The following is a 23,499-nucleotide window of genomic DNA, read 5'->3' on the forward strand; positions in this document are numbered from 1 at the left end:
GGCCGTTGCCCGGCGGGTCGGCCGGGAAGACAGCGGCGACCAGTACGCATCCGGCCCAGACCCGCAGCAGCCACCCACCCCAGCCCCTGCCGCCGACCCGGAAGGCCACGGCCGCCGACCCGGCCGCGACCGCGAGCAGACCGACGGTCACCAGCCAGCCGTGCGGCAGATTGACGTACCTGCTGACCGTCTCGGCCACCGGGTCGTACCCCTTGTTGACCGCGTCCGACAGGGCGAAGGCGAGGACGGCGACGGCGACGGCGAAGCCGGCCAGAGGGAATGTCTTGGTCATGGGCCGGACAGTAGGCCCGGCCCCGCCCGGAGACATCGTCCCCACCGCGTCATCCGCGCCTGCGTCAGCGGAGTACACGACTACTCCGATCGATGTACGCCACGAAGATCGGCAAGGACGGACGCGGCCTCTCCCCCAGGAGGCGGAGGCCCTCCGCCTCCTCGGCCAGGGCCTCACCACGGAGCTTCCGGATGCGGAAGTTCCGGATCGTCGGGATGCTGGGTGCGTCGGCTTTTCGTGAGGAGGACAAGCAATGTCCATGCTCGACAAGCTCAAGGGCATGCTCAAGGGCCATGAGGACACCGCACGTCAGGGTGTCGAGAAGGCGGGCGACACCATCGACGCCAAGACGGGCAACAAGTACCAGAGCCACGTCGATACGGCCCAGCAGAAGGCCAACGAACAGCTGGGTAGGCAGCAGCAGCCGCCGCAGCCACCGGCCCAGGGGCAGTAGCCCTCTCAGGAGCGGCCCTCCGCCCGAACGACCGACGAGGCCCCGGGGGTATTCCCCCGGGGCCTCGGTGGTTCCGTGTCCGCCTTCTGTTCTAGCGCGGCGCCGTGTCGTCCGCCGGGAAGGCCGGGCCGTGGCCGGGGACGATGACGTCCGCGGCGGCGAGCACCCGGAGCCGGGAGTCGCGCAGGACCGTGTGGTCCGGGGCGACCGGGTCTTCCACCGGGCCGTTCGGCCGCCACCAGAGGTCGCCCACGAAAGCGACGACCTCGGTGTCGGTGCCGGCGAGGAGCGTGATGTCCTCGCGGCTGTGGCCGGGGGTGCGGATCAGCCGGAGCGACGGGGTGAGTTCGTAGCCCTCGGCGTCCCGGTCGGTCCACTGGTCGTTCTCGTAGATCGCCTTGTGGTCGTGGACGCGCGCCTGGCCGAAGAGGCCGACGTTCATGGTGTTGTCCGGGTGGTGGTGGCTGAGCACGACGTCGGTGATGTCGTCGGGGCCGAGGCCGAGTTCGGCGAGCGGGCCGAGGATCCGGTCGCGGCCGGCCACCATGCCGGGGTCGACGATCACGTGCCGGTCGCCGTCGTGCACGTAGGAGACGGTGGCGGCGACCCCGGGGCCGGTGGAGAGGGTGTAGCCGGTGGTCAGGACCGTGTAGCGGGCGGTGCGGCCGCGCAGTGCTTCGTCGTTGGTGTTCATGGGCTCAAGTCTTCGCGTTCGGCGGGTCCTTCACGAGTGGCCGTACTGCCACTGATCGCGTGAATCGTGCCAGTCGGTCCGAGCGGGCCGTGCCACACTCCTGGGGTGCCGCCCTTCGTGACCGTCGCCGCCTACGCCCCGCCGGGCGTAGGCATGCTCGGCGCCGGGATCGTGTCCGAGGTGTTCGACTTCCGCGGACAGGGCCTGCCGCGCTTCGACTTCGCCCTGTGCACCGACCGGCCCGGCCGGGTCCGCACCGATGTCGGACTGCCGCTCGTCGTCGAGCACGGTCTGGACCGGCTCGCCTCGGCCGACCTCGTCATCGCCCTGCCCTGGGCCGACTTCCGTACGCCCCCGGCCCCCGCCGTACTCGACGCGCTGACCGCCGCCCACGGGCGCGGCGCGCTCGTCGCGGCCCACTGCGTCGGCGCCTTCGCGCTCGCCGCCGCCGGGCTCCTCGACGGGCGGCGGGCCACCACCCACTGGCGGTTCGCCGGCCTCCTCGCCGAACGACACCCGGACGTCACCGTCGACCCCGACGCCCTGTACGTGGACGAGGGCAGCGTCGCCACGGGCGCGGGCGCCGCCGCCGGCTTCGACCTGTGCCTGCACCTCCTGCGGCGCGAGTACGGTGCCACCACGGCCAACGCCATCGCCCGGGACCTGGTGCTCCCCTCCCACCGGGACGGCGGCCAGGCCCAGTACCTGACCACCCCCGTACCCGAGGACAGTCAGGACGAGCGGCTCTCCGGCGTCCTCGCCTGGGCCCGCGAGCATCTCCACGAACCGCTCCCCGTCGCCGAGCTGGCCCGCCGGGCCCTGATGAGCCGCCGCTCCTTCGCCCGCCGTTTCGCCGCCTCCACGGGCACCACGCCACACGCCTGGCTGCTCGGGCTGCGCCTCAGCCGTGCCGAGGAGCTCCTGGAGACCACGGACCTGCCGGTCGAGGAGATCGCCCACGCAGTCGGCTTCGGCAGCGCGGCCGTGCTCCGCGCCCAGTTCGTCCGCCGCCGGGGCGTCCCGCCCCGCTCGTACCGCCGGTCCTTCACCCGTACGCCCACCGTCTGAGGTCAAGGACGAACTGCTGGAGGCCGGCTACTCCGCGCCGCCCGACACCGGCACGTTCGAGCGGCTGCCGGACTCCTCCGCCAGGAACGCCACCACCGCCAGCGCGAAGAGCAGACCCAGCGCGAGACCCAGCACGACCCATCCCGTGGGGTGGGGCCAGAAGACGCACGCCGCGGCCGCCGCCGCGACGAGGATCCAGGTGATCCAGGTGCGGTACCGGCGGACGAAGGGCCCCACCGGGCCCGTCCGCAGGCCCGCGTGGTCGGCGGTCGCGCGGGTCGCGGAGATGCCCGAGTCCCACAGGCCCCGGGCGAGGGTCGCCGGGCGGCTCGGTCCCGAGATCCAGGCGGCGACCGCGACCAGCACGCCCAACGTCGCGAACACCCGTACCGACGTGCGGAGATAGCGGACCAGGGTGTCGTAGACGGCTCCGGCGGCGGCCGGGGAGACCCCGGACGGCAGGGCGTTCAGATAGACCGTACGGAAGACGGTGAGGGCGATGCCGAGGACCAGGGCCGCCACCGCGATGCCCAGGGCCCCCGCCACCAGGGCGCGGCGCCTGCGCGCGGCGAGCAGGATCCCGCCGGCGACCAGCAGCACCGAGATCACCGGCAGCCACACGCCCATCGCCTGGAGCAGGGAGAAGCCCGTCTTCACCTTGCCGATGTCGTCGGCCTGGAGCACCGTGAAGTCGGTGTGGATCTCGGGGATCTTGCCCGCGACCGTCAGGCCCGAGTCGACGAGCCGCTCCTTCACCCGGTCGATGACGGGCGCCAGGTCGATCGTGACCTTGTCCGTGTCGATCTTCACCGCGCCTTCGTCGCTGCCGGTCAGGGCCCGGTCGAGGGAGGTGTGGATCGCCCGGTTGGCGTCGGTCCAGATCGTCGCGAAGGCCGAGGACGCCACCACGTCCTGGGCCCGGTCATGGACGAAGCTGCCGACCGCGCTCTCCAGGGAGTCCCCCAGCTTGCCCAGGGCCTTCTCCAGGAGCGGCCGTTGCTCCGGCGCCACTCCCTCCAGGAGCGAGTTCAGGTCGATGTGCTCCATGACGACATTGGTCACCCTGGTCGCGACGGCGGCCTGGACGGCCGGGTCGGAGGCGAGCGGCTCGACCGTCTGCACGTACCGGTCGGTGTCTCCGACGATGTCCGCCGTCCAGGAGGCGATGATGCCCAGGGGTGTCAGGACGCAGCCGATGACGATGAGCAGGGCGGCGCAGAACGAGCGGAGGCGGTGGCGGGGCGGCCGGGCCGTCCCCCCACCCGCCGTACGCGCCTCCAGGGCGGCGATCCGGGCCCGGAGCGCCGCCGGATCGTCATCGTCGGTACCTGCGTCCCTGGCGTCCACGGCACCCACTCCTCACAGCGATGGCTCATAGAGAGACAAGTCAGGGCAATTCTCCGTGGGGGGAGCGGCTTTGTCGCGCGGAGGGCGATCATGCGGTCATGAAGCTGCCGCGCTGCGCCGTACTCGACGACTACCAGGGTGTCGCCCTCTCCTCCGCCGACTGGAGCCCGCTCGCGGGCCGGGTCGACGTCCGGGTGCTGCGCGAGCACCTCACCGACCGCGACGCGCTCGTCGCCGCCGTCGAGGACTGCGAGATCCTCGTCGTCATGCGGGAGCGGACCCCGGTCGACGCCGCGCTCCTCGCCCGGCTCCCCCGGCTCCGGCTCCTTGTCACGTCCGGGCTGCGGAACGCCTCGGTCGACGTCGCCGCCGCCCGCGCCCGCGGGATCACCGTCTGCGGCACCGCCAGCAGCTCCGAGCCGCCCACCGAGCTGACCTGGGCCCTGCTCCTCGGCCTCGCCCGGCACGTACGGACGGAGGCGCAGGCGCTGCGCGAGGGCGGGCCCTGGCAGTCCACCGTCGGCGCCGACCTGGCCGGCCGGACCCTCGGCCTCGCCGGTCTCGGCAAGATCGGCGGCCGGGTCGCCCGGATCGGCCTCGCCTTCGGCATGGACGTCCTCGCCTGGAGCCCGAACCTGACGGAGGAGCGGGCCGCCGAGCACGGCGTACGGCGCGCGAAGGACAAGCGGGAGCTGCTCGGGAGCAGTGACTTCGTCTCCCTGCACCTGGTGCTGTCCGACCGCACCCGGGGCCTGATCGGGGAGCGGGAGCTGCGGGCGATGCGCCCGTCCGCGTACCTCGTCAACACCTCACGGGCGGGGCTCGTCGACGGCGGGGCGCTGCTGCGGGCGCTCCGCGAGGGGTGGATCGCGGGGGCCGGCCTCGACGTCTTCGACACGGAGCCGCTGCCGGCCGGCGACCCGCTGCGGACCCTGCCGAACGTGCTGGCCCTCCCCCACCTGGGCTACGTGACGGAGGGCAACTACGCCCGCTACTTCGGGCAGGCGGTCGAGGACATCGAGGCGTTCCTGGCGGGCGCCCCGTTGCGCGAGCTGAGCTGACGGCCCTCACGGGCCGCGCCCTGGGCCGGTGGCGGGGGGCCGCCGGGACGAACTCGCCGCCGGGGAAGCGGAGTCGGTGGCGGCCTGGCTCTCCGACCCCGAAGCCGACGCCGACGCCGTCCCGTGCGGCGGCGCGTCCCTCCGGTCCCTGTGGGTGCGGGTCACCACCTGGATGGACGCCCTGGAGCCGGGCGCCCTCCGGGCCGTCGCCGGGCCGTCGCCGGGCCGGACGGGATCCGGCCCGGCCGTCGCGCACGCCCTCGGCGCGCCGGGGGCGGCCTTCTGGCGGCTGGACGTACGCCCCTTGCCGTCCGTCGAACTCACCGGCCGCGGGGGCCGCTGGAACGTCGGGACCGGCTCCGTACTCAGCTGAGACTGGTACGGGCCAGCTCCAGGAACTCCGCTTCCGTCAGGCCCAGTTCGCGGGCCTCCGCCGCCGCCTCGCGGAGGTGGGAGACGAGGCGGGCGCGGTCGGGGGCGGCGGCGCCGGGGACGATGACGGCGCCGCGGCCCCGGCGGAGTTCGATGAGGCCCTCCTCGCGGAGCCGCTGGTAGCCGCGGAGGACGGTGTGGACGTTGACCCCCAGGGAGTCGGCGAGCTCCCGGGCGGCCGGGAGGCGTTCGCCGGGCTCGGCGGAGCCGTCGGCGAGCGCCCCGCGGACACAGGCGGCGATCTGGTCGCCGAGGGGGACGGGGGAGGCCGGGTCGACGCGGAAGAGCACGGTCAGACCTTCCCATGCCGCTCGGCCAGCGTGTTCAGGAGGGCGGCGGCGGTCCGCGCGTCGGGCACGGTCACCGCGAACTCGCGGCCGTTCTCCTTCTGTACGACGAGGGCCTCGCCGGAGCGCAGCACGACGCCCGTCCGGTGGGCGCGGACGCGGTAGCCCCAGCCGCCGAAGTCGGCGGCGGCGTCGATCTCGCGGACGCTCGCGCCCTCGACCGCGTCGAGCGGGACCCGGACGCGGGGGCGGGGCAGGAGGGCGGAGCGGACGGTGAGGCCGTGCCGGTCGACGGTGACCCTGACCCGGGCGAGGGCGAGCCCCGGTACGCCGACGACGAGGCCGAGCAGACCGAGCAGGGCGTCGGGCCAGGTGGCGACGAGCAGCGTGACGGGGGCGGCGGCGAGGGCGAGCACCGAGAGGACGGTGAGCGCCCGGGAGCCGGTGTCCTTGGACCAGCCGGCGGCCTCGCCCGGGGCGAGCGGGAGCCGGGGGCCGGGGGCCGGCTCCCTACCGGGGGTCCCGGGGGTCCCGGGGTTCTCGGCATTCTCGGACGCCACGAGCTTCCCGGGGTTCCGGGGATCCACGAGCTCCCCGGGCTCCGCGGGCACGAGCGAGGTGAGCGCCCACCCGGCGGCGCCGGCCACGGCGGCCACCGCGAGGGCCACCCCGAGGTCCAGGCCGGGGGAGAAGGCCACCGCTTCGACGTCGTCGACGCGGTTGGCGCGGAGGAGCCGGCCGAACAGTCCGCCGGTGAAGCCCGCGGTGGCCCAGGCCGCCCACAGGTGGCGGCGCCGGACGAGGGCGGTCCAGCAGGCGGCGAGGCCGAGGAGCAGGCCCGTACTGACGAGGACGTAGGCGGTCGCGCCGGTCCACCCGTCGACCTCTCCCCCGACGGAGAAGTGGGTGGCGAGTTCGGCGGGCAGTTCGTCGCGCCAGCGGGCGAAGAGCAGCAGGTGGACGGCGAGGGCGAGGGCGAAGGGGAGCGCGGCGAGCGCGCGGAGACGAGGTGTGGCACGGTTCATGAAGACCTCCATTGTTCGTACTCTACTAGAACAATGAGGATTGTCGTCGAAGCCCCCCCTAAGATCCCCCGAACGACCTTCGAGGGATCTTCGAGATGCGAGCGCTCCGGACCGGTTGTTGACTAGGCCGAACGCTGACAAATGGGGAGAACCGCATGCGCCGCCGGCCCGCCACCGCCACCCTCGCCGCCCTCACCGCCCTCGCCGCGCTCACCGCCGCGTTCGCCACCGGCTGCGGCAGCGACGACGACAAGCCCGACCCGCTGCGGGACCAGCAGTGGGGGCTGGACGCGCTGAGGATGCCGGACGCCTGGACCACGTCGAGGGGCGACGACACGGTCATCGCGGTCGTCGACACCGGCGTCGACCTCGACCACCCGGACCTCAAGGGGCGGCTCGTCGACGGCTACGACTTCGTCGACGACGACGCGGAGCCCAAGGACCTCAACGGCCACGGCACCCATGTCTCCGGTATCGCCGCCGCCCGCACCGACGACGGCATCGGGGTAGCGGGCGGCGCGCCCGGCGCCAAGATCATGCCGGTGCGGGTGCTCGGCGTCGACGGCAGCGGCACCGACGCCGACATCACCAAGGGCATCGTCTGGGCGGCCGACCACGGCGCCGACGTCATCAACCTCTCCCTGGGCGAGTCCGGCCTGGCGGCCCGCCTCCTCAAGGGCGGCGTCCTCAACCAGGCCATCACCCACGCCAACGCCAAGGGCGCGGTCGTCGTCGCCGCAGCGGGCAACGACTCCACCGCGCTCCAGCCGTACAAGCTCGACACCCCGGTCCTCGTCGTCAACGCCGCCGACCGGACCGGACTCCCCGCCTCCTTCACCAACTTCGGCGCGCAGAACGCCGTGACGGCCCCCGGTGTCGACATCCTCTCCACGCTCCCGACGTACACGACGAAGGAGACCCTGAAGAACCTCTCGGGGTACGGGAAGCTCTCCGGTACGTCGATGGCCTCGCCGTACGTCTCCGCCGTGGCCGCGCTCCTGCACCACCAGGGCCTGGAACCGGCCGCGATCATGCAGACCATCCGCGACACGGCGGCCAACCCGCAGAAGCTCGCCAAACTGGGCCTCGGGAACGTCGACGCGGCGGCGGCGGTGCAGGCCGCCAAGAACGACTAGGCACCCGGACGCGGCGCCGGGGTTCGTGACGGCGGCCCACTCCCTGTGGGACGGTGGAGACATGCCCGTACCCGTGATCCTCGACTGCGATCCCGGTCATGACGACGCCTTCAACATCCTGCTGGCCGCCGCGCACCCCTCCGTCGACCTGCTCGCGATCACCACCGTCGCGGGCAACCAGTCGCTGGAGAAGACCACCCTCAACGCGCGCCGGGTGTGCGAGGCCGCCGCGATCCGGGACGTGCCGATCGCGGCGGGCGCGGCGGGCCCCCTGCACGCCCCGCCACAGGGCGGGCCGCTCATCGCCGAGAACATCCACGGCGGCTCCGGGCTCGACGGCCCGAGCTGGGAACCCACCTTCGGCCACGGCGAACCGACCGTGCCACAGGACCCGCGCGACGCGCTCACGCTCCTCCGGGACACCCTCACCGCCCACCCGGCCCCCGTCACGCTCGTCCCGACGGGCCCGCTGACGAACATCGCGACGCTGCTCCTCGCGTACCCGCGGCTGACGGCCAGCATCGAACGGATCGTCCTCATGGGCGGCTCGGTGGAGCGCGGGAACAGCACGCCCGCCGCCGAGTTCAACATCCTCTGCGACCCGGAGGCGGCGGACATCGTCTTCGGCTGCGGAGTACCGGTGACGATGTTCGGCCTCAACGCCACCCACCAGGTACGGGCCACCCCCGAGGTCGTCGCACGGCTCGCGGCGCTCGGCACCCCGCTGAGCCGGCTCTGCGTCGAGCTGCTCACCTACTTCGCACAGACCTACCGCGAGGTGTACGGCTTCGACACACCCCCGCTGCACGACCCGCTGACCGTGGCCCACCTCATCGACCCGTCCCTGGTCAGCCTGGTCCGGGCGGCGGTACGGGTGGAGCTGGCGGGCACGTGGACGCGCGGCGCGACGGTCGTCGACCTGGACGGCGTGACGGGCCTGCCCCCCAACGCGGACGTCGGCATGGAAGTCGACGCGGCCGCCTTCTGGGACCTGATCGTCGAGGCGGTACGCGTCCTGGGCAGCGCCCAGCCCACCCCCTGAGTTTCGGCCAACCTCGCACTTTCGCGCCGCGGGGAGGATTCGACCGGCGCAGAATGCGGCACGTTCACACGGGACTCTGGGGGGAGAGCCATGACGACCACGCCCGAACCACCTACGCAGCCTCCGGCGCCGCGACCGGTGCCCGCCGACGATCCGCCCCGGCGCAGGCGCTTCTCCGACGCACCCGCGTGGATCTCGGCCGCGACGGGCGTGACCGGGCTGCTGCTGGGCTTCCTCGGCCTGCCGGTGTTCGTGCACTCGCCCACGGCCACCCCCAGGACGGCCCCGACGGTGACCGCGCCCCCGTCCGCCGTGGAGACGACGACAGCGAGTGAGTCGCCCACACCGACGACGACTCCCCCTCCGTCACCCAGCACCACCCCGGCGCCGCCGACGGGAAAGCCGTCCGATGTCCACGGGATCCACACCGTGGACCTCACCGAGGACTACGGCTTCGCCCTCGACAAGCTGCGCCCCGTCAGCCGCGACGATCAGCGGGAGATCTTCTGGTACTCGAGCCACCTCGAAACCGAGTCGGCACAGTTCGTCCTCCTCGACCGAAAGGAATCGGGCAGCTACGAGACGTGCAGCACGGTCACCCGATTCACGAACGCGGTCAGCGTCTGGATGGACGTGGGCACCCGCTTCTGCGTCATCGCACCGACGGGACTCATCGCCGTGGCCGAGCTGACGGCCGGCGGCCGCGACGCTGACTACGTCCGGCTCAAGCTGACGATCTGGCGCGGTACTTACTGAGGGGACTCCCGAAAGAAGCGCCCTCAGGGAGCTCCCCGGGAGACGGCTCCCCCCTCGCAGTCTCGGAGGAGAATCAGCCGAGGCAGAACTCGTTGCCCTCGATGTCCTGCATCGTGATGCACGACTCGTTGACGCCATCGGCGCGCTGCGTCAGCACGTGTTTCGCGCCGAGCGCCATCAGCCGTGCGCATTCGGCCTCGAGTGTGGCCAGGCGCTCGTCACCCACGAGCCCTGTGCCGACCCGCACATCGAGATGCACCCGGTTCTTGACGACCTTGCCTTCGGGAACTCGCTGGAAGAGCACGCGCGGGCCCACACCCGAGGGATCAGCGCACGCGAAGTAGACCTCGTCCTCAGGCGGCAGCGAGTGGTGGTACTCCTCCCACGTGGCAAAGCCCTCCGGGACTGTCGGTACGACGTACCCCAGCACCTCGCACCAGAAGGCGGCGAGGCGCGCAGGTTCCGCGCAGTCGAAGGTCACTTGGAACTGCTTGATCGTTGACATCGGCGCACGATAACAGGGGTCCTGCTCATCTCCCCGGGCGGGTGGATCCACACGTTGCCGGGAGGACGGCACTCTCGTGCCAAAGATCAGTTACGGGACAGCCCTTAACCACACTCATGGTCGGCCGGATCGACGACGACCCGGTCCAACAACCCTCGCAGCAGAACCTGTTCGGCCTCGGTCAGATCCCCGAACAGCTCACGCTCCGCCGCGCTCACGGCCGAGTCGACCCGCTCGAGAGCCGCGGCTCCCGCCGGCGTGATCTCTACGATATGACGCCGCCGGTCGGCCGGATCGCGCCGCCGCTCGGCCAGCCCTTCCGCCTCCAACTCATTGAGAATCGCCACGAGTTGGCTGGGATCGATCTCCATCACGGCGGCCAGCTCCCGCTGACTCATGGCCCCCGGGGCGAGCTGCATCAACGTCATCGCGTTCCGCGGGTGCAATCCCACGACGCCCAGAGCGGCACGGAGGCGCGCACCGGTGAGCTCTCCCCGGAAGGAGAGGAGGAAGCCGAGGCGATCGGTCGGGAGAGCTGCCATGCCGTCCACGGTAACAGCGACCCTATTGTGGAGCGAGATAAATCGTTGATACAGTTCAACGATTAAGTCGCTCACACCATCGGAGCTCTCCCATGTTCTTCGGCTACGCCGTAGTCGCCGCGCTGCTCGCCTTCGCGCTCTCCGCCTCCGCCGTCCTCACCTTCACCCGAAACCCGCAGATCACCGGCAACATGACCAAGCTGGGCGTCCCGGATTCCTGGCTGCCCTGGCTGGCGACGGCGAAGGCGGCAGGCGCGATCGGCCTCCTCGCGGGCCTCGCCGTGGCCCCGCTCGGCGTGGCGGCGGCCACCGGCGTGACCCTCTACTTCGCGGGCGCCATCGTCACCCACGTACGCGCGAAGGACTACGAGATGGCCCCGGCGGTGGTCCTCACCCTGATCGCGACGGCCGCCCTGGTCCTGCGCATAGCCTCCGCCTGACCTCCAGGTCGCCGTCTTCGTCCGCGGCCACCACCACCCGGCCGGACGGCACGACTCTCAGCGGAAGTCCGCCGCGTGGTCCATCGCCCACTCCTGGAAGGATCGGGCCGGCGTGCCGGTGATGCGCTCCACTTCGCCGTTGACCGGTTCCGGATGTTCGAGCATCGCCGCCTGGGCCGGCACCACGGCCTCCACCAGCTCTGCCGGGTAGCCTGCGGCCTTCATCTGCTCGACGGCCTCGTCCAGCGCGATCTCCTCGAACCTCACCGGTCGCCCGATCGCCTCGCCGATCAGCGCCACCTGCCGTTCCTGGGTGACCAGTTCGGGGCCGGTGATCAGGGGGCGGGCGCCGAGCAGGGTGTCGGTCGTCAGCGCCTGAACGGCGACCGCGGCCATGTCCGCCTCGTGGATCAGCGGGCGGGCCAGCCTTGCCAGCGGCGCCCGTACCGCTCCGGTGGTGCGGACCTCCTCCGCCCAGCCCAGCGTGTTGCTCGCGAACCCGGTGGGCCGCAGCGCCGTCCACTCCAGGCCCGAGGCCTCGACCAGCCGCTCCAGTTCCGTGTGGAACATGGTGATGGCCTCGCCGGGCTCCTCCTCCTCGCTCCCGACCCCGGCGGATGACAGGTACACCACCCGTCGAGCACTCTTCCCGATCGCGTCGATCACGTCCGACGCGCCCTCGGCGCTCAGGAAGGGCCACACCAGGAAGACCGAATCGACGCCCTCCAGAGCAGGGCCCAACGACGCGGGATCACCGAGATCGCCGCGTACCGCCTGCACACCCTCCGGGAAGTCGGCCTCCCCTCGCACCAACGCCCGCACGGGCACGCCCGCCGCGTGCAGCTGGGTCACCACCGCGCCGCCGACATTTCCCGTCGCGCCGGTCACCAGGATCCTGGGCTGTGTCATCGGAGTCTCCTCGTCTCGCCGTTCGATGACACGACTCTCGTACGTCAACCAAGCTTGAGGTCAAGCACCGGCCGGAGTGCCCGTCAGGGCCGGTCGATCAGGAACTTTTCGATGGCCTCAAAGATGTCAGCGTCGGTCGCTTGCTGCCACAGCGGCAGTTCCGGCCAGTCCGCCACGTAGCCGGGCTTGGGGTCCTCGAAGTGCTTGAACATCTGGGCAGTCCAGCAGGTCGAGACGAATCGGCTCTTCTGCTCGCGGGTCAGCCGGGCCGTGGCGCCGCCGCTGATCTCGACGAACTGGCGGACCTGCTCGAACACGGAGCCCGCAGCTTCGCGCTCCCACTCCGGCGTGTCCGCCCATGGAGTCACGTAACCGGCCTTGGGCTCGCCGGGGAAGTGCTGGTGCACTCCCGTAATCCAGGCTTCCCGGAACAGTCGTGCACCCTCAGTCTGCGACATGGCTTCCCCTCTCGTCACGGCGTGCTCAGAGCGGCGATCTCTTCACCCAGCTCCGCCACGCGGTGGTCGCGGCTCAAGGGACCGAACTCGTCGCACAGGGCTTGGAGTCTACGGGCGACGTACCCGGACCCGGAGGATCGCGCCAGTTCGACGGCTTCCCTGCCAAACTCCACGACCTGTTCGGCGTCCCGCCGCTTCGCGCCGATAACGGCCAGGTCTGTGAGGACTGCTCCGCGTCGCCGGTACGACTGCCCGAACGCCAGGGTTGTCCGCTCCAGAGCCTCCCGCAAGGCGTTCTCCGCCAGGTCGAGACGGCCGAGCTGTACATAGCGCGATCCCCGTTCCTCGGCCAGACGCGCGCCGTCGAATCGAAGCCACCCACCGTTGGCGCCGTTCGGGGTGAGGTCGCGGACGGTCTCCGCCTGATCCATCGCGCGCTCGCAGGCATCCAGGTCGCCGAGGCCGGCATATGCCTCGGCTTGGACGGAAGCCACCCAATGCCGAGTCGAGAGGTTGTTGTCCCCACGGCCGGCCAGTCGCTCGGCCGCGCCGAGCATCTGCGCCGCCTGGCGGTAGCGTTGTTCGGAGATGTCCAGATAGGCGTGGCGGACGAGCGCACATGCCCACAGGTCGTACGCCTCGGCGTCCTTGCTGGCCGACGCCGCGAGCGAGTAGGAAGCAGCTGCGTCGGAGTACCGGTTGGCGTCGAACGCCACCTCGCCGGCCAACTGAAAGAGGTCGGCCGCCGCGCTCAGCAAGGGCTGCGCGCGCCCCCGGTTGCTCGCCAGCGCCTCGTTCAGCATGGTCAGTTGGTCCCGGACGACGGGATAGACGGAGCCTTTGGAACGGACGAGTTGGTAAACCTGCCAGAGGTGTCTGTTCATGCGCGCGAAGTCGGCAGTCCCTCCCCGACGGATCCCCTCGGTGAGAGCTTCGGCCTCCTCGACCGGCAGGGCGGTCAAGGCCCCGCTGACAGTCAGCATGCGGAGGAACTCACGGCGGATCATTTCGTCTGGGTCTCCCGTGTCCGGGGTGGCAATGGACTGATGCCAGGCAGTCGTCTGGCCGGCGGCTCGTGTCGGCCTCAGGAGGATGTCCAGCTCTTGGAGGCTGACTTCGAGCGCGGCGGCCAGGGCCCGTCGCTGGGGCGGCTGAGGAGCGACCCTGCCGCTTTCCCAGCGTCCGACCGTTGTGCGGTCCACACCGAGTAACTCGGCCAATTTCTCCTGACTGTAACCCAGGGCCCTGCGCCGTTCCGCCGGTCCCATGGCGCCCCCCTTTCCGCAGCCTCAGCCGCTTTGGTGCCCGTGCACGGACCAGCGTCAAGACTGCCGCATTGATGCCGTGGAGACCGCCGACTCCTCGCGCTTTCCTGGATGTTGCCCCGGACGGGCAGCGGGATTCACAGAGGAGTTCGGTCATGAGCACGAGAGTCGAGGCTCTGGCGCCCGAGCCAGATGGCGAGTCGCGGACGCAGGGGCTGGACTCTGAACAGCGAGTCCTCATGACGCTCAGGGTTTCCCGTGACTCAGGCCGGACTTGGAGCCAGTCGACGGAGGTACGGGAGGTTGAGAATCCGGTGATCCTCAACAACCCCATGGGCTTTCCGCCATGCATGTGCCCGCGCTGCACGGGCCGCTCTCCGCACTCCGCAGCTTCCCCTGGGCTGGTGTCGTGATGCGGTGCACGCACTGGCGCTGGGTGCCGTTGGACCTGGCGCGGGTAGCTCGGGAGAAGTCGGCCGCGGAGTGCGTGGACAGGGCCGTGCAGTGCCAGTTGTCCACGCACGACGACGATGAGCACCACGGTCTCCTCGCCGACTTCGGCGAGTACGGGACCGCGCTGTGGCTCCGCTGGCAGGAGCGGACCGAGGTGGACCTGGTCGTGCTGCCGGACTGCCCGGTGGTCGCGCCGGGGCCCGACGGTGAGGGCTGCTGTCTGTTCGCCGGCCACGCCGAGCAGCACACCTGGGAAGACACGATGGAGGAGGCCTCGTGCGCCAGTTGATCGCGAGCCCGCACGACGCTCGACCGCCTCGCCCTCGTCTTCGCCCTCCTCGCGACGAGAGCTGCGGGGAGTCGGCGCCGCTGCCGCCGCAGATCCAGTCGGTTCCGTTCAGGCCCTGACGCGTTCGCGTCGGGGCCTGAGCCCTGACCGTCTGGCCGTTAGGGTGCCGCTCATGTTGTTCCGCTGGGACTGGCTCCGGCCCGTACTGACCGCGCCGATCGTGCCGACTCTCGGTCCTGTCCATCCCGATGCCCTGTCCGTCGGCATCTTCGAGGACGTCCTGCTGGCGGCCGGCACCGGGGACTTCCTGCCCTACGACAAGGACCTGCGCTGGGGTGGCGAGAAGGACGAGACGGTTCTCCGCGACGGCATCGTGCACCAGCCCGACTACACGCTCATCCCCACCCTGACCGGACGCGGACGCGGCACCGTGAAGGTCTTCGCCTACGGGAACCGCAGCAGCATCGTGGACGAGGCCGCCGAACTGGGCGCCACGCTCGCTGCCGCGCACGACGCGATAAGCGCCCGGGTCGTTCGGCCGCTCGGTCCCGAGACCGGCTCCCCGCGCGGCAACCGCATCCAGCTCCAGGACTTCACCACCCGGACCTGTCCCGATCCTGATGGCCCTGTGCGTCCCGTCACCGACTGGCCGGCCGCAGTGCGCGAGACCTTCACCCCGTTCGCCCAGGCCATGGCGGGCGATGGGCTGGCCTTCCTCCACGCCCGGATGCAGGCCGGCCGGTGCGGACCAGTTCTCGCCGCCGTCGTCGAGGGTCGCGTCGTGGGTGCGATCGGGCCCATGGAAGTACGCCCCGACGCGATCGGGTGCCGCCAGCTCCTCCCCCAGTACTTCGCCGTCCTGCCCGAGGTCCGAGGGCAGGGACTGGGACGGGTCCTGTGGCGGGCCGCGATGCACTGGGGGCAGTCTCACGGCGCCGTTTACCAGCTCCTCCAGACCGAGGTCGGCGGCGCGTCCGACAGGCTGTGCCAGGCCGAAGGGCTGGCCTCCCTCGGCTTCAGCCACATCACACGGCCCTCGGAGCAGGCATGCCGAAGGCCCCGTCCACCGACCCCCGTGCGGTGAGCGAGGCCTTCGGAGACCTTGCGGACGAGAAGGAGGGTTACTCCTCCTCGTCGGTACCTCCGGCGCCTTCGAGGTCGCCCTCCGTCTCCAGGAAGACCTGGCGCAGGGCGGCCAGGGTCTCCGGGTCCGGCTTCTCCCACATGCCGCGGGACTCGGCTTCGAGGAGGCGCTCCGCGATGCCGTGCAGGGCCCAGGGGTTGGCCTCCTTCAGGAAGGCCTGGTTGTCCGCGTCGAGGACGTACTCCTGGGTGAGCTTGTCGTACATCCAGTCGGCGACCACGCCCGTCGTGGCGTCGTAGCCGAAGAGGTAGTCGACCGTCGCCGCCAGCTCGAACGCGCCCTTGTAGCCGTGGCGGCGCATCGCCTCGATCCAGCGCGGGTTCACCACGCGGGCGCGGAAGACCCGGGAGGTCTCCTCGACCAGCGTGCGCGTGCGGACCGTCTCCGGGCGGGTGGAGTCGCCGATGTACGCCTCGGGGGCCGTGCCCTTCAGCGCGCGGACGGTCGCCACCATGCCGCCGTGGTACTGGAAGTAGTCGTCCGAGTCGGCGATGTCGTGCTCACGGGTGTCCGTGTTCTTGGCCGCGACCGCGATCCGCTTGTACGCCGTCTCCATCTCGGCGCGCGCCGGACGGCCTTCGAGGCCTCGGCCGTAGGCGTAGCCGCCCCACACCGTGTAGACCTCCGCGAGGTCGGCGTCCGTGCGCCAGTCGCGGCTGTCGATCAGCTGGAGGATGCCCGCGCCGTACGTCCCCGGCCGGGAGCCGAAGATGCGGGTCGTCGCGCGCCGCTCGTCGCCGTGCTCGGCCAGGTCGGCCTGTGCGTGCGCCCGGACGTAGTTGTCCGCGGCCGGTTCGTCGAGGGCCGCGACGAGGCGTACCGCGTCGTCCAGGAGGGCGATGACGTGGGGGAACGCGTCCCGGAAGAAGCCCGAGATGCGGAGCGTCACGTCCACCCGGGGGCGGTTCAGTTCAGCGAGGGGGATGGCCTCCAGGCCGTTCACCCGGCGCGAGGCGTCGTCCCAGAGCGGGCGGACGCCGAGCAGGGCGAGCGCCTCGGCCACGTCGTCGCCGGCGGTCCGCATCGCGCTCGTACCCCAGAGGGAGAGACCGACGGAGGTCGGCCACTCGCCATTGTCCGTGCGGTAGCGCTCCAGGAGCGAGTCGGCGAGTGCCTGGCCCGTCTCCCACGCCAGGCGGGAGGGGACGGCCTTCGGGTCCACCGAGTAGAAGTTGCGGCCCGTCGGCAGGACGTTGACCAGGCCACGGAGCGGGGAGCCGGACGGGCCGGCCGGGACGAAGCCGCCGTTCAGGGCGTGGACCGCGTGGGTGAGCTCGTCGGTGGTGCCGGCGAGGCGCGGCACGACCTGCTCGCAGGCGAAGCGGAGGACCGTCTTCACGGAGTCCAGCTGCATGCCGTACGCGGTGCCGCCCATCGGCGGGGCGCCCAGGCCCTGTATGGCGGCGTCCGTGATCGCGTCCACGGACCAGTCGGCGGCCTCCATCACCTCGACCACCCGGCGGGCGCGCTCCTCGATGTCGTCGGTCCGGGCCCGGTCCATGGCCGACTCGTCCAGGCCCAGCGCCTCGCGCAGGCCCGGCAGCGCCTGCGTGCCGCCCCAGATCTGGCGGGCGCGGAGGATCGAGAGGACCAGGTTGACGCGGGCCTCGCCCTCCGGCGCGCCGCCCAGGACGTGCAGACCGTCGCGGATCTGGGCGTCCTTGACCTCGCACAGCCAGCCGTCGACGTGCAGCAGGAAGTCGTCGAAGCCGTCGTCCTCCGGGCGGTCCTGGAGCCCCAGGTCGTGGTCGAGCTTGGCCGCCTGGATCAGCGTCCAGATCTGGGCGCGGATCGCGGGCAGCTTCGACGGGTCCATCGAGGAGATCTGCGCGTACTCGTCGAGCAGCTGCTCCAGGCGCGCGATGTCGCCGTACGACTCGGCGCGCGCCATCGGCGGCACCAGGTGGTCGACGAGGGTCGCGTGCACGCGCCGCTTGGCCTGCGTGCCCTCGCCCGGGTCGTTGACGAGGAAGGGGTAGATCAGGGGGATGTCGCCGAGTGCCGCGTCGGGGCCGCAGGCGGCGGACAGGCCGGCGTTCTTGCCGGGCAGCCACTCCAGATTGCCGTGCTTGCCCAGGTGGACCATGGCGTCGGCGCCGAAGCCGCCGTCCTCGGCGCGGGCGGCGATCCAGCGGTAGGCGGCCAGGTAGTGGTGGGACGGCGGGAGATCGGGGTCGTGGTAGATCGCGATCGGGTTCTCGCCGAAGCCGCGCGGCGGCTGGATGAGGATCAGCAGGTTCCCGCGGCGCAGGGCGGCGAGCACGATGTCGCCCTCCGGGTTGCGGGAACGGTCGAGGAACATCTCGCCGGGCGCCGGGCCCCAGTGCTCCTCGACGTGCGTGCGGAGCTCCTCGGGCAAAGTCGCGTACCAGCGCTTGTAGTCGGCCGCCGGGATGCGGACGGGGTTGCGCGCGAGCTGCTCCTCCGTCAGCCAGTCCTGGTCGTGGCCGCCGGCGTCGATGAGCGCGTAGATCAGCTCGTCGCCGTCGCCGGAGACCAGGCCGGGGAGCTCCTCGGCGGGGCCGAAGTCGTATCCCTCCGCGATCAGCCGCCGCAGGAGGGAGACGGCGGAGGCCGGGGTGTCCAGACCGACCGCGTTGCCGATGCGGGAGTGCTTCGTCGGGTACGCGGAGAGGACGAGCGCCAGCTTCTTCTCGGCGTTCGGGATGTGGCGGAGCCGGGCGTGGCGGACCGCGATCCCGGCGACCCGGGCGGCGCGCTCGGCGTCCGCGACGTACGCGGGCAGGCCGTCCGCGTCGATCTCCTTGAAGGAGAACGGGACGGTGATGAGGCGGCCGTCGAACTCGGGCACGGCGACCTGGCTGGCCGCGTCCAGCGGCGACAGGCCCTCGTCGTTCTCCTCCCAGTTCTCGCGCGAACCGGTCAGGCACAGCGCCTGGAGGATCGGTACGTCGAGCGCGGCGAGCGCGCCCGCGTCCCAGGCCTCCTCGTCGCCGCCGGCCTGCGCCTCGGCCGGCTTGGTGCCGCCCGCCGCGAGGACGGTGGTGACGATCGCGTCGGCCGTGCGGAGCCGGTCGAGCAGCTCCGCCTCGGGGGCGCGCAGGGACGCCACGTACAGCGGGAGCGCCTGCGCGCCGGTGTCCTCGATCGCCGCGCAGAGGGTGTCCACGAAGGCGGTGTTCCCGCTCATGTGGTGGGCGCGGTAGTAGAGCACCGCGATCGTCGGGCCGTCCGTGTGACGGGCTTCGCGCTCCAGCGGGCCCCAGGTGGGGGCCGCCGCCGGGGCCTCGAAGCCGTGGCCGGTGAGGAGGACGGTGTCGGAGAGGAAGCGGGCCAGCTGTTCCAGGTTCCCGGGGCCGCCGTGCGCGAGGTAGGCGTGCGCCTCGGTGGCGACGCCGACGGGGACGGTCGAGGTCTCCATCAGCTGGGCGTCGGGGGCCTGTTCGCCGCTGAGCACGACGACCGGCTTTCCGGTGGCGCGGATCGCGTCGATCCCCTCCTCCCAGGAGCGGATGCCGCCCAGGAGGCGGACGACGACGAGCTCGACGCCGTCGAGGAGGCCGGGGAGTTCGGCGAGGGGCAGCCGGGAGGGGTTGGCGAAGCGGTACTCCACCGGGCCGCCGGCTCCCTCGGCCGAGGCGGCGTTCGCCGCGCGGGCACTGAGCAGGTCGGTGTCGGAGTGCGACAGCAGCAGAAGCATGGCGTGCGCAGGCCCTTCCTCGGGGTTGTCCGCGCCCCGGGTGGTCGTGTGGACGGCGGGAGTTCCTGACTCACCGGCCCCTGGATCGTGCTGACGCACAGCCCGGGCAGGCTCACAGTGGCGGGACCGCGCCGGATTCTCACCGGGCTTCCTCCCCGGGGTCCAGGGACCCCATGCCGATCTGCATCCTAGATCGTGACGTCGGCGCGGCGGGGCGGGCCGTGGAGTCGGCCGGATCACACTCGGTGGTGGCCCGGTTCCCCGTGGGTATGCTCGCCGCCATGCCGCCCACCCCACCCCCGACGCCCGAACGGGACGAAGCTCGCATACGGGACCGTGGCGACGCCTGCCCCGGGGCGCTGCGCCTGCACGCCGCCGACGACGGCCGGCTGGCCCGACTGCGGCTGCCCGCAGGACGCTTGACGGCACGTCAGGTCGAGGCGCTCGCCGCTGCGGCGGAGTCCCTCGGCGACGGGCGGATCAGCGTCACCTCCCGGGGGAACGCGGAGCTGCGCCGCCTCGCGGACGACTGCGGGGCGGAACTCGCCGCGCTGCTCGCGGAAGCGGGCCTGCTGCCCTCCCCCACCCACGAACGCGTCCGCAACATCGTGGCCTCGCCGGCCGCCGGCCTCGACGGACTCGGCGGCCCCGAGGTCCAGTTGTGGGCCCGTGAGCTGGACACCCTGCTGTGCGCCGAGCCCTGGGCGGCGGCGCTTTCCGGCCGTTTCCTGTTCGTCCTCGACGACGGGCGCGGTGACGTGGCGGGACTCGGCGGCGATGTGACCTTGGTCGCAGTGGAGCCGGACGCGGTGCGGCTGTGCGTCGGCGGGCGGGCCTTCCGGGTCGCCGGAGCCGACGCTCCCCGGGCCGCGCTCGCCGCCGCCCGAGCCTTCCTGGACGCCGCCCGCGCGGCCGGGAACGGGGCCTGGCGGGTGCGGGAGCTGCCCGAGGGGTGCGCCCCTGACGTGGCGGGCGCGCTCGACCGCGCGGGGATCGCGGCGGAGCCCGTACCCACGCCCCACCTCCTTGAGGGCGCGCCCCTCGCGCCCGGGCGCCTCGGCGCCACCGCCCTGTACGTCCTGGCGCCCCTCGGCCGCCTCACCGCCGCCCAACTGCGCGCGCTGCTGCCCGCCGAGGAGGTACGGCTGACGCCGTGGCGCGGCGCGGTCGTCGTCGGGGCGGCGGAACCCGGGTCGACGGGACCCGGGACCGACCGGCTCGCCGCCCTCGCCGCCTCCGGGCTGATCACCCGGCCCGACTCCCCCTGGGCGGGCGTCAGCGCCTGCACCGGGCGGCCCGGGTGCGCCAAGTCCCTCGCGGACGTCCGCGAGGACGCGGCCCCGGGGTCCGCCCTCGGCCTCCCCGTCCACTTCTCCGGGTGCGAGCGCCGCTGCGGGCATCCGCACGGCACCTGGGTCGACGTCGTCGCCACCGCCGACGGCGCCTACCTGGTGGACGGCGCCCCCACCCCCCGTACCGCCCTGCCCGAAGCAGTGACCACGGCCCGGACCACCACCGGCACGACGACGAGATGAGCGAGAGCACCAGGATGTTCGACTACGAGAAGGACGGGGCGGAGATCTACCGCCGGTCCTTTGCCACGATCCGCGCCGAGGCGGAGCTCGCGGGCCTGCCCGCCGACGTCGCCCAGGTGGCGGTCCGGATGATCCACGCCTGCGGCATGACCGACCTCGTCCAGGACATCGCGTACTCCCCCCAGGTCGTCGCGACCGCCCGCGAGGCCCTGCGCGCCGGCGCCCCGATCCTCTGCGACGCGCAGATGGTCGCCAGCGGCGTCACCCGCAAACGGCTGCCCGCCGACAACGAGGTGGTCTGCACGCTCTCCGACCCGGCCGTGCCGGGCCTCGCCGCCGACCTCGGCACCACCCGCTCCGCCGCCGCGCTCGAACTGTGGCGGGACCGCCTCGAAGGCTCCGTCGTCGCCATCGGCAACGCCCCCACCGCCCTCTTCCACCTCCTGGAGATGATCGCGAAGGGCGCCGGAAGGCCCGCCGCCGTCCTCGGCATACCGGTCGGCTTCATCGGCGCCGCCGAGTCCAAGGACGCGCTCGCCGCCAACGCCCTGGACCTCGACTACCTCGTCGTACGGGGCCGGCGCGGCGGCAGCGCGATGACCGCCGCCGCGATCAACGCCCTCGCCCACGAAGCGGAGATCCAGGCATGAGCACGGCTACGAACACCGGGAAGCTGTACGGGGTCGGGCTCGGCCCCGGCGACCCGAACCTGATGACCGTCGCCGCGGTGAAGGCCATCGCCGCCGCCGACGTCGTCGCGTACCACTCGGCCCGCCACGGCCGCTCGATAGCCCGCTCCATCGCCGCCGAGCACATCCGCGAGGACCACGTCGAGGAGCGGCTCATGTACCCGCTCACCGTGGAGACCACGGACCACCCCGGCGGCTACCGGGGCGCCCTGAACGACTTCTACGAGGAGGCCGCGGCCCGCCTCGCCGCCCACCTCGACGCCGGCCGCACGGTCGCCGTCCTCGCCGAGGGCGACCCGCTCTTCTACGGCTCGTACCAGCACATGCACAAGCGGCTCGCGGACCGCTACGACACGACCGTCATCCCCGGCGTCACCTCGGTGAGCGCCGCCGCCGCCCGGCTCGGCGAGCCGCTGTGCGAGGCGGAGGAGGTCCTCACGATCATCCCCGGCACCCTGCCGGAGGACGAGCTGACGGCCCGCCTCGCGGGCACCGACTCGGCGGTCGTGATGAAGCTCGGCCGCACCTTCCCCACCGTGAAGCGCGCCCTGGAGCGGGCGGGCCGGCTTGAGGACGCGCGGTACGTGGAGCGGGCGTTCATGGCGGGCGAGCGGACGGAGAAGCTGGCGGAGGTGGACCCGGACTCCGTCCCGTACTTCTCCGTCGCGGTCCTCCCCTCCCGCGTCGACCAGGAGCTTCCGGTACGGGAGCGGGGCGAGGTCGTCGTCGTCGGCACCGGCCCGGCCGGCGCGCCCTGGCTGACGCCCGAGTCGCGCGGCGCGCTCGTCAACGCCGACGTCCTCGTCGGCTACACCACCTACCTGGACCGGGTGCCCGTGCTGCGCCCCGGGCAGATCCGGCACGGCTCCGACAACAAGGTCGAGTCGGAGCGGGCCGAGTTCGCGCTCGACCTGGCCAAGCGCGGCCACAGGGTCGCGGTCGTCTCCGGCGGCGACCCGGGCGTCTTCGCGATGGCCACCGCCGTCCTGGAGGTCGCCTGCGAGCCCGCGTACGCGGACGTTCCCGTACGGGTCCTGCCGGGCGTGACCGCCGCCAACGCGGCCGCCGCGGCGGCGGGCGCCCCGCTCGGCCACGACTACGCCACCATCTCGCTCTCCGACCGGCTCAAGCCGTGGGACGTCATCGAGGCCCGGCTGCGCGCCGCCGCCGGCGCCGACCTGGTCATCGCCCTCTACAACCCGGGCTCCAAGTCCCGTACGCACCAGGTGGCCGCGGCCCGCGAGCTCCTCCTGGAGCTCCGCTCCCCGGAGACGCCGGTGGTCGTCGCCCGCGACGTCGGCGGCCCCGAGCAGTCGGTCCGGGTGGTGACCCTGAAGACCCTGGAGCCGTCCGAAGTCGACATGCGCACCCTGCTCCTCGTCGGCTCCTCGCAGACGCGGGCGGTCGAGCGGGCCGACGGCCGCACGATCGCCTGGACCCCGCGCCGCTACGGCTGACGGCCCCGACGACCGACGGAGGTCAGAACTCCTGCTGCTCGGCGTCGGGCGGCAGGAGGCAGGGGGTGCTCACGACGAGCACGATCAGCTGGTCGTCCAGGTCCTCCGCGGAGACGGCGAAGCGCTGGTCCGGCTGCCTGGCGTCGACCAGGTTCACGGGATCCTTGGCCGGGTCTGACCGGTAGCCCTGGATCTCGAAGCCCTGCTTCTCCAGCTCGTCCTTGATCGCGCGGATGCCCGCCGCCTGCCGGTCCCTGGGCAGCTTCGCGCGGAGGTTGTACCGCAGGGTGAAGCGGCCGTCGCTCGCCGACTCCCCGCCCTTGCCGAGGCAGTTGGAGAAGTTCGCCTGCCGGGTCGACGCGACGATCTCCGCCTCGGCCGTGCGCGCCATGGAACTCGTCCAGTGCTCGGCCCACTCCTCCGCCTTCTCCTTGCTCATGCGGGGCAGCGGATCGTTCTTCGCTTCGTCGGACACACAGCCCCCCAGGAGCAGTACGAGTACGGGTACGAGGGCGAGCGAGGCCCTCCGGATCACGGGTCGGGTCACGGGACTCCTCC

Annotated in this window: 24 protein-coding genes, 1 pseudogene and 1 riboswitch; of the genes and pseudogenes, 13 read left to right on the top strand and 12 right to left on the bottom strand. The window is 72.4% G+C overall.

Annotated elements, in window-relative coordinates; genetic code table 11:
- Positions 1–16: 16 nt before the first annotated feature.
- Positions 17–574, bottom strand: a pseudogene (locus tag ACFWWU_RS01605) (DUF998 domain-containing protein); the annotation flags it as partial.
- Between ACFWWU_RS01605 and ACFWWU_RS01610 the strand changes: the two are divergent.
- Complete coding sequence (locus tag ACFWWU_RS01610) at positions 546–746, top strand: antitoxin (protein WP_384137705.1); 201 nt, start codon at positions 546–548, stop codon at positions 744–746. The pseudogene ACFWWU_RS01605 and the gene ACFWWU_RS01610 sit on opposite strands and share 29 nt — an antisense overlap.
- Before the next feature lie 91 nt (positions 747–837).
- Here the strand turns inward: ACFWWU_RS01610 and ACFWWU_RS01615 are convergent, their stop codons facing one another.
- Positions 838–1,440, bottom strand: a complete 603-nt coding sequence (locus ACFWWU_RS01615; protein WP_384137707.1) for an MBL fold metallo-hydrolase — start codon at positions 1,438–1,440, stop codon at positions 838–840.
- A 153-nt stretch (positions 1,441–1,593) separates the two neighbouring features.
- Between ACFWWU_RS01615 and ACFWWU_RS01620 the strand changes: the two genes are divergently transcribed.
- Positions 1,594–2,508 carry a helix-turn-helix domain-containing protein gene (locus tag ACFWWU_RS01620; RefSeq protein ID WP_384138403.1) on the top strand — a complete coding sequence of 305 codons (915 nt, stop codon included), beginning with the start codon at positions 1,594–1,596 and terminating at the stop codon, positions 2,506–2,508.
- 27 nt (positions 2,509–2,535) lie between these two features.
- Here ACFWWU_RS01620 and ACFWWU_RS01625 read toward each other — a convergent pair whose 3' ends face one another.
- Positions 2,536–3,855, bottom strand: a complete 1,320-nt coding sequence (locus tag ACFWWU_RS01625; RefSeq protein ID WP_384137709.1) for a hypothetical protein — start codon at positions 3,853–3,855, stop codon at positions 2,536–2,538.
- Positions 3,856–3,953: 98 nt separating this feature from the next.
- On the opposite strand from ACFWWU_RS01625, the gene ACFWWU_RS01630 reads away from it, so the two are divergent.
- Positions 3,954–4,916: a D-2-hydroxyacid dehydrogenase family protein gene (locus tag ACFWWU_RS01630; RefSeq protein ID WP_384137711.1), complete on the top strand. Its 963-nt coding sequence runs from the start codon at positions 3,954–3,956 to the stop codon at positions 4,914–4,916.
- 28 nt (positions 4,917–4,944) lie between these two features.
- Entirely contained in the window at positions 4,945–5,289 is a 345-nt protein-coding gene (locus ACFWWU_RS01635) for a hypothetical protein (protein ID WP_384137712.1), read from the top strand.
- Here the strand turns inward: ACFWWU_RS01635 and ACFWWU_RS01640 are convergent.
- Entirely contained in the window at positions 5,282–5,638 is a 357-nt protein-coding gene (locus ACFWWU_RS01640) for a GntR family transcriptional regulator (RefSeq protein WP_384137714.1), read from the bottom strand. The two genes, ACFWWU_RS01635 and ACFWWU_RS01640, sit on opposite strands and share 8 nt — an antisense overlap.
- Positions 5,639–5,640: 2 nt before the next feature.
- Positions 5,641–6,660 (bottom strand): hypothetical protein, encoded by a 1,020-nt coding sequence (locus ACFWWU_RS01645; protein ID WP_384137715.1) that lies wholly within the window; start codon positions 6,658–6,660, stop codon positions 5,641–5,643.
- A 155-nt stretch (positions 6,661–6,815) separates the two neighbouring features.
- Here ACFWWU_RS01645 and ACFWWU_RS01650 point away from each other — a divergent pair, with 155 nt between their 5' ends.
- The 3 genes from ACFWWU_RS01650 to ACFWWU_RS01660 all read left to right on the top strand — a co-directional run bounded on the left by ACFWWU_RS01650 (position 6,816) and on the right by ACFWWU_RS01660 (position 9,594).
- A complete protein-coding gene (locus tag ACFWWU_RS01650; RefSeq protein ID WP_384137717.1) occupies positions 6,816–7,796 on the top strand; it encodes a S8 family serine peptidase in 981 nt (326 codons plus the stop codon).
- A gap of 61 nt (positions 7,797–7,857) precedes the next feature.
- Positions 7,858–8,838 (top strand): nucleoside hydrolase, encoded by a 981-nt coding sequence (locus ACFWWU_RS01655; protein ID WP_384137718.1) that lies wholly within the window; start codon positions 7,858–7,860, stop codon positions 8,836–8,838.
- Positions 8,839–8,928: 90 nt separating this feature from the next.
- Positions 8,929–9,594 (top strand): hypothetical protein, encoded by a 666-nt coding sequence (locus ACFWWU_RS01660; protein WP_384137720.1) that lies wholly within the window; start codon positions 8,929–8,931, stop codon positions 9,592–9,594.
- Positions 9,595–9,667: 73 nt separating this feature from the next.
- On the opposite strand, the gene ACFWWU_RS01665 is transcribed toward ACFWWU_RS01660, so the two are convergent.
- Positions 9,668–10,099 carry a VOC family protein gene (locus tag ACFWWU_RS01665; RefSeq protein WP_384137722.1) on the bottom strand — a complete coding sequence of 144 codons (432 nt, stop codon included), beginning with the start codon at positions 10,097–10,099 and terminating at the stop codon, positions 9,668–9,670.
- Positions 10,100–10,203: 104 nt separating this feature from the next.
- The gene (locus ACFWWU_RS01670; RefSeq protein WP_384137723.1) at positions 10,204–10,641 is read right to left on the bottom strand and encodes a MarR family winged helix-turn-helix transcriptional regulator; all 438 of its coding nucleotides are present in this window, start codon (positions 10,639–10,641) and stop codon (positions 10,204–10,206) included.
- A gap of 92 nt (positions 10,642–10,733) precedes the next feature.
- Here ACFWWU_RS01670 and ACFWWU_RS01675 point away from each other — a divergent pair, with 92 nt between their 5' ends.
- Positions 10,734–11,081 (top strand): DoxX family protein, encoded by a 348-nt coding sequence (locus tag ACFWWU_RS01675; protein ID WP_384137724.1) that lies wholly within the window; start codon positions 10,734–10,736, stop codon positions 11,079–11,081.
- Positions 11,082–11,138: 57 nt separating this feature from the next.
- Here the strand turns inward: ACFWWU_RS01675 and ACFWWU_RS01680 are convergent, their stop codons facing one another.
- From ACFWWU_RS01680 to ACFWWU_RS01690, 3 genes are all read right to left on the bottom strand, one after another.
- Positions 11,139–11,990, bottom strand: coding sequence for an NAD(P)H-binding protein (locus ACFWWU_RS01680; RefSeq protein ID WP_384137726.1), 852 nt, complete (start codon positions 11,988–11,990; stop codon positions 11,139–11,141).
- Positions 11,991–12,073: 83 nt separating this feature from the next.
- Positions 12,074–12,448: a hypothetical protein gene (locus ACFWWU_RS01685; protein ID WP_384137728.1), complete on the bottom strand. Its 375-nt coding sequence runs from the start codon at positions 12,446–12,448 to the stop codon at positions 12,074–12,076.
- 14 nt (positions 12,449–12,462) lie between these two features.
- Positions 12,463–13,716 (bottom strand): helix-turn-helix domain-containing protein, encoded by a 1,254-nt coding sequence (locus ACFWWU_RS01690; protein ID WP_384137729.1) that lies wholly within the window; start codon positions 13,714–13,716, stop codon positions 12,463–12,465.
- Positions 13,717–14,059: 343 nt separating this feature from the next.
- On the opposite strand from ACFWWU_RS01690, the gene ACFWWU_RS01695 reads away from it, so the two are divergent.
- Both ACFWWU_RS01695 and ACFWWU_RS01700 read left to right on the top strand, forming a co-directional pair.
- Positions 14,060–14,455, top strand: coding sequence for a hypothetical protein (locus tag ACFWWU_RS01695; RefSeq protein WP_384137731.1), 396 nt, complete (start codon positions 14,060–14,062; stop codon positions 14,453–14,455).
- A 172-nt stretch (positions 14,456–14,627) separates the two neighbouring features.
- On the top strand, positions 14,628–15,539 hold the full coding sequence (locus ACFWWU_RS01700; protein WP_384137732.1) for a GNAT family N-acetyltransferase: 912 nt from the start codon (positions 14,628–14,630) through the stop codon (positions 15,537–15,539).
- A gap of 37 nt (positions 15,540–15,576) precedes the next feature.
- On the opposite strand, the gene cobN is transcribed toward ACFWWU_RS01700, so the two are convergent.
- Positions 15,577–19,260 (bottom strand): cobaltochelatase subunit CobN, encoded by a 3,684-nt coding sequence (cobN, locus tag ACFWWU_RS01705; protein WP_384137734.1) that lies wholly within the window; start codon positions 19,258–19,260, stop codon positions 15,577–15,579.
- Between the two features lie 40 nt (positions 19,261–19,300).
- Positions 19,301–19,450: riboswitch (cobalamin riboswitch) on the bottom strand.
- 79 nt (positions 19,451–19,529) lie between these two features.
- Here cobN and ACFWWU_RS01710 point away from each other — a divergent pair.
- The 3 genes from ACFWWU_RS01710 to ACFWWU_RS01720 are packed head-to-tail and all read left to right on the top strand — an operon-like array spanning position 19,530 to position 22,941.
- Positions 19,530–20,795, top strand: a complete 1,266-nt coding sequence (locus ACFWWU_RS01710) for a cobalamin biosynthesis protein CobG (protein ID WP_384138406.1) — start codon at positions 19,530–19,532, stop codon at positions 20,793–20,795.
- Positions 20,792–21,445, top strand: a complete 654-nt coding sequence (locus tag ACFWWU_RS01715; RefSeq protein WP_384137736.1) for a precorrin-8X methylmutase — start codon at positions 20,792–20,794, stop codon at positions 21,443–21,445. The genes ACFWWU_RS01710 and ACFWWU_RS01715 overlap by 4 nt, the downstream gene beginning before the upstream one ends.
- Positions 21,442–22,941, top strand: coding sequence for a precorrin-2 C(20)-methyltransferase (locus ACFWWU_RS01720; RefSeq protein WP_384137738.1), 1,500 nt, complete (start codon positions 21,442–21,444; stop codon positions 22,939–22,941). Before ACFWWU_RS01715 ends, ACFWWU_RS01720 begins: the two co-directional genes overlap by 4 nt.
- 22 nt (positions 22,942–22,963) lie before the next feature.
- Here the strand turns inward: ACFWWU_RS01720 and ACFWWU_RS01725 are convergent, their stop codons facing one another.
- On the bottom strand, positions 22,964–23,488 hold the full coding sequence (locus ACFWWU_RS01725) for a hypothetical protein (RefSeq protein ID WP_384137740.1): 525 nt from the start codon (positions 23,486–23,488) through the stop codon (positions 22,964–22,966).
- Positions 23,489–23,499: the final 11 nt, after the last annotated feature.

Origin of the sequence: Streptomyces sp. NPDC058650 (assembly GCF_042717315.1) — a bacterium.
Classification (GTDB): domain Bacteria; phylum Actinomycetota; class Actinomycetes; order Streptomycetales; family Streptomycetaceae; genus Streptomyces.

Coding starts and splice junctions, on each gene's coding strand:
- ACFWWU_RS01720 (WP_384137738.1), top strand. CDS start 21,442: ATGAGCACGGCTACGAACACCGGGAAGCTGTACGGGGTCGGGCTCGGC.
- ACFWWU_RS01610 (WP_384137705.1), top strand. CDS start 546: ATGTCCATGCTCGACAAGCTCAAGGGCATGCTCAAGGGCCATGAGGAC.
- ACFWWU_RS01615 (WP_384137707.1), bottom strand. CDS start 1,440: ATGAACACCAACGACGAAGCACTGCGCGGCCGCACCGCCCGCTACACG.
- ACFWWU_RS01710 (WP_384138406.1), top strand. CDS start 19,530: ATGCTCGCCGCCATGCCGCCCACCCCACCCCCGACGCCCGAACGGGAC.
- ACFWWU_RS01700 (WP_384137732.1), top strand. CDS start 14,628: ATGTTGTTCCGCTGGGACTGGCTCCGGCCCGTACTGACCGCGCCGATC.
- ACFWWU_RS01620 (WP_384138403.1), top strand. CDS start 1,594: ATGCTCGGCGCCGGGATCGTGTCCGAGGTGTTCGACTTCCGCGGACAG.
- ACFWWU_RS01630 (WP_384137711.1), top strand. CDS start 3,954: ATGAAGCTGCCGCGCTGCGCCGTACTCGACGACTACCAGGGTGTCGCC.
- ACFWWU_RS01670 (WP_384137723.1), bottom strand. CDS start 10,641: ATGGCAGCTCTCCCGACCGATCGCCTCGGCTTCCTCCTCTCCTTCCGG.
- ACFWWU_RS01690 (WP_384137729.1), bottom strand. CDS start 13,716: ATGGGACCGGCGGAACGGCGCAGGGCCCTGGGTTACAGTCAGGAGAAA.
- ACFWWU_RS01655 (WP_384137718.1), top strand. CDS start 7,858: ATGCCCGTACCCGTGATCCTCGACTGCGATCCCGGTCATGACGACGCC.
- ACFWWU_RS01675 (WP_384137724.1), top strand. CDS start 10,734: ATGTTCTTCGGCTACGCCGTAGTCGCCGCGCTGCTCGCCTTCGCGCTC.
- ACFWWU_RS01695 (WP_384137731.1), top strand. CDS start 14,060: ATGCATGTGCCCGCGCTGCACGGGCCGCTCTCCGCACTCCGCAGCTTC.
- ACFWWU_RS01715 (WP_384137736.1), top strand. CDS start 20,792: ATGAGCGAGAGCACCAGGATGTTCGACTACGAGAAGGACGGGGCGGAG.
- ACFWWU_RS01685 (WP_384137728.1), bottom strand. CDS start 12,448: ATGTCGCAGACTGAGGGTGCACGACTGTTCCGGGAAGCCTGGATTACG.
- ACFWWU_RS01645 (WP_384137715.1), bottom strand. CDS start 6,660: ATGAACCGTGCCACACCTCGTCTCCGCGCGCTCGCCGCGCTCCCCTTC.
- ACFWWU_RS01665 (WP_384137722.1), bottom strand. CDS start 10,099: ATGTCAACGATCAAGCAGTTCCAAGTGACCTTCGACTGCGCGGAACCT.
- ACFWWU_RS01660 (WP_384137720.1), top strand. CDS start 8,929: ATGACGACCACGCCCGAACCACCTACGCAGCCTCCGGCGCCGCGACCG.
- ACFWWU_RS01650 (WP_384137717.1), top strand. CDS start 6,816: ATGCGCCGCCGGCCCGCCACCGCCACCCTCGCCGCCCTCACCGCCCTC.
- ACFWWU_RS01680 (WP_384137726.1), bottom strand. CDS start 11,990: ATGACACAGCCCAGGATCCTGGTGACCGGCGCGACGGGAAATGTCGGC.
- cobN (WP_384137734.1), bottom strand. CDS start 19,260: ATGCTTCTGCTGCTGTCGCACTCCGACACCGACCTGCTCAGTGCCCGC.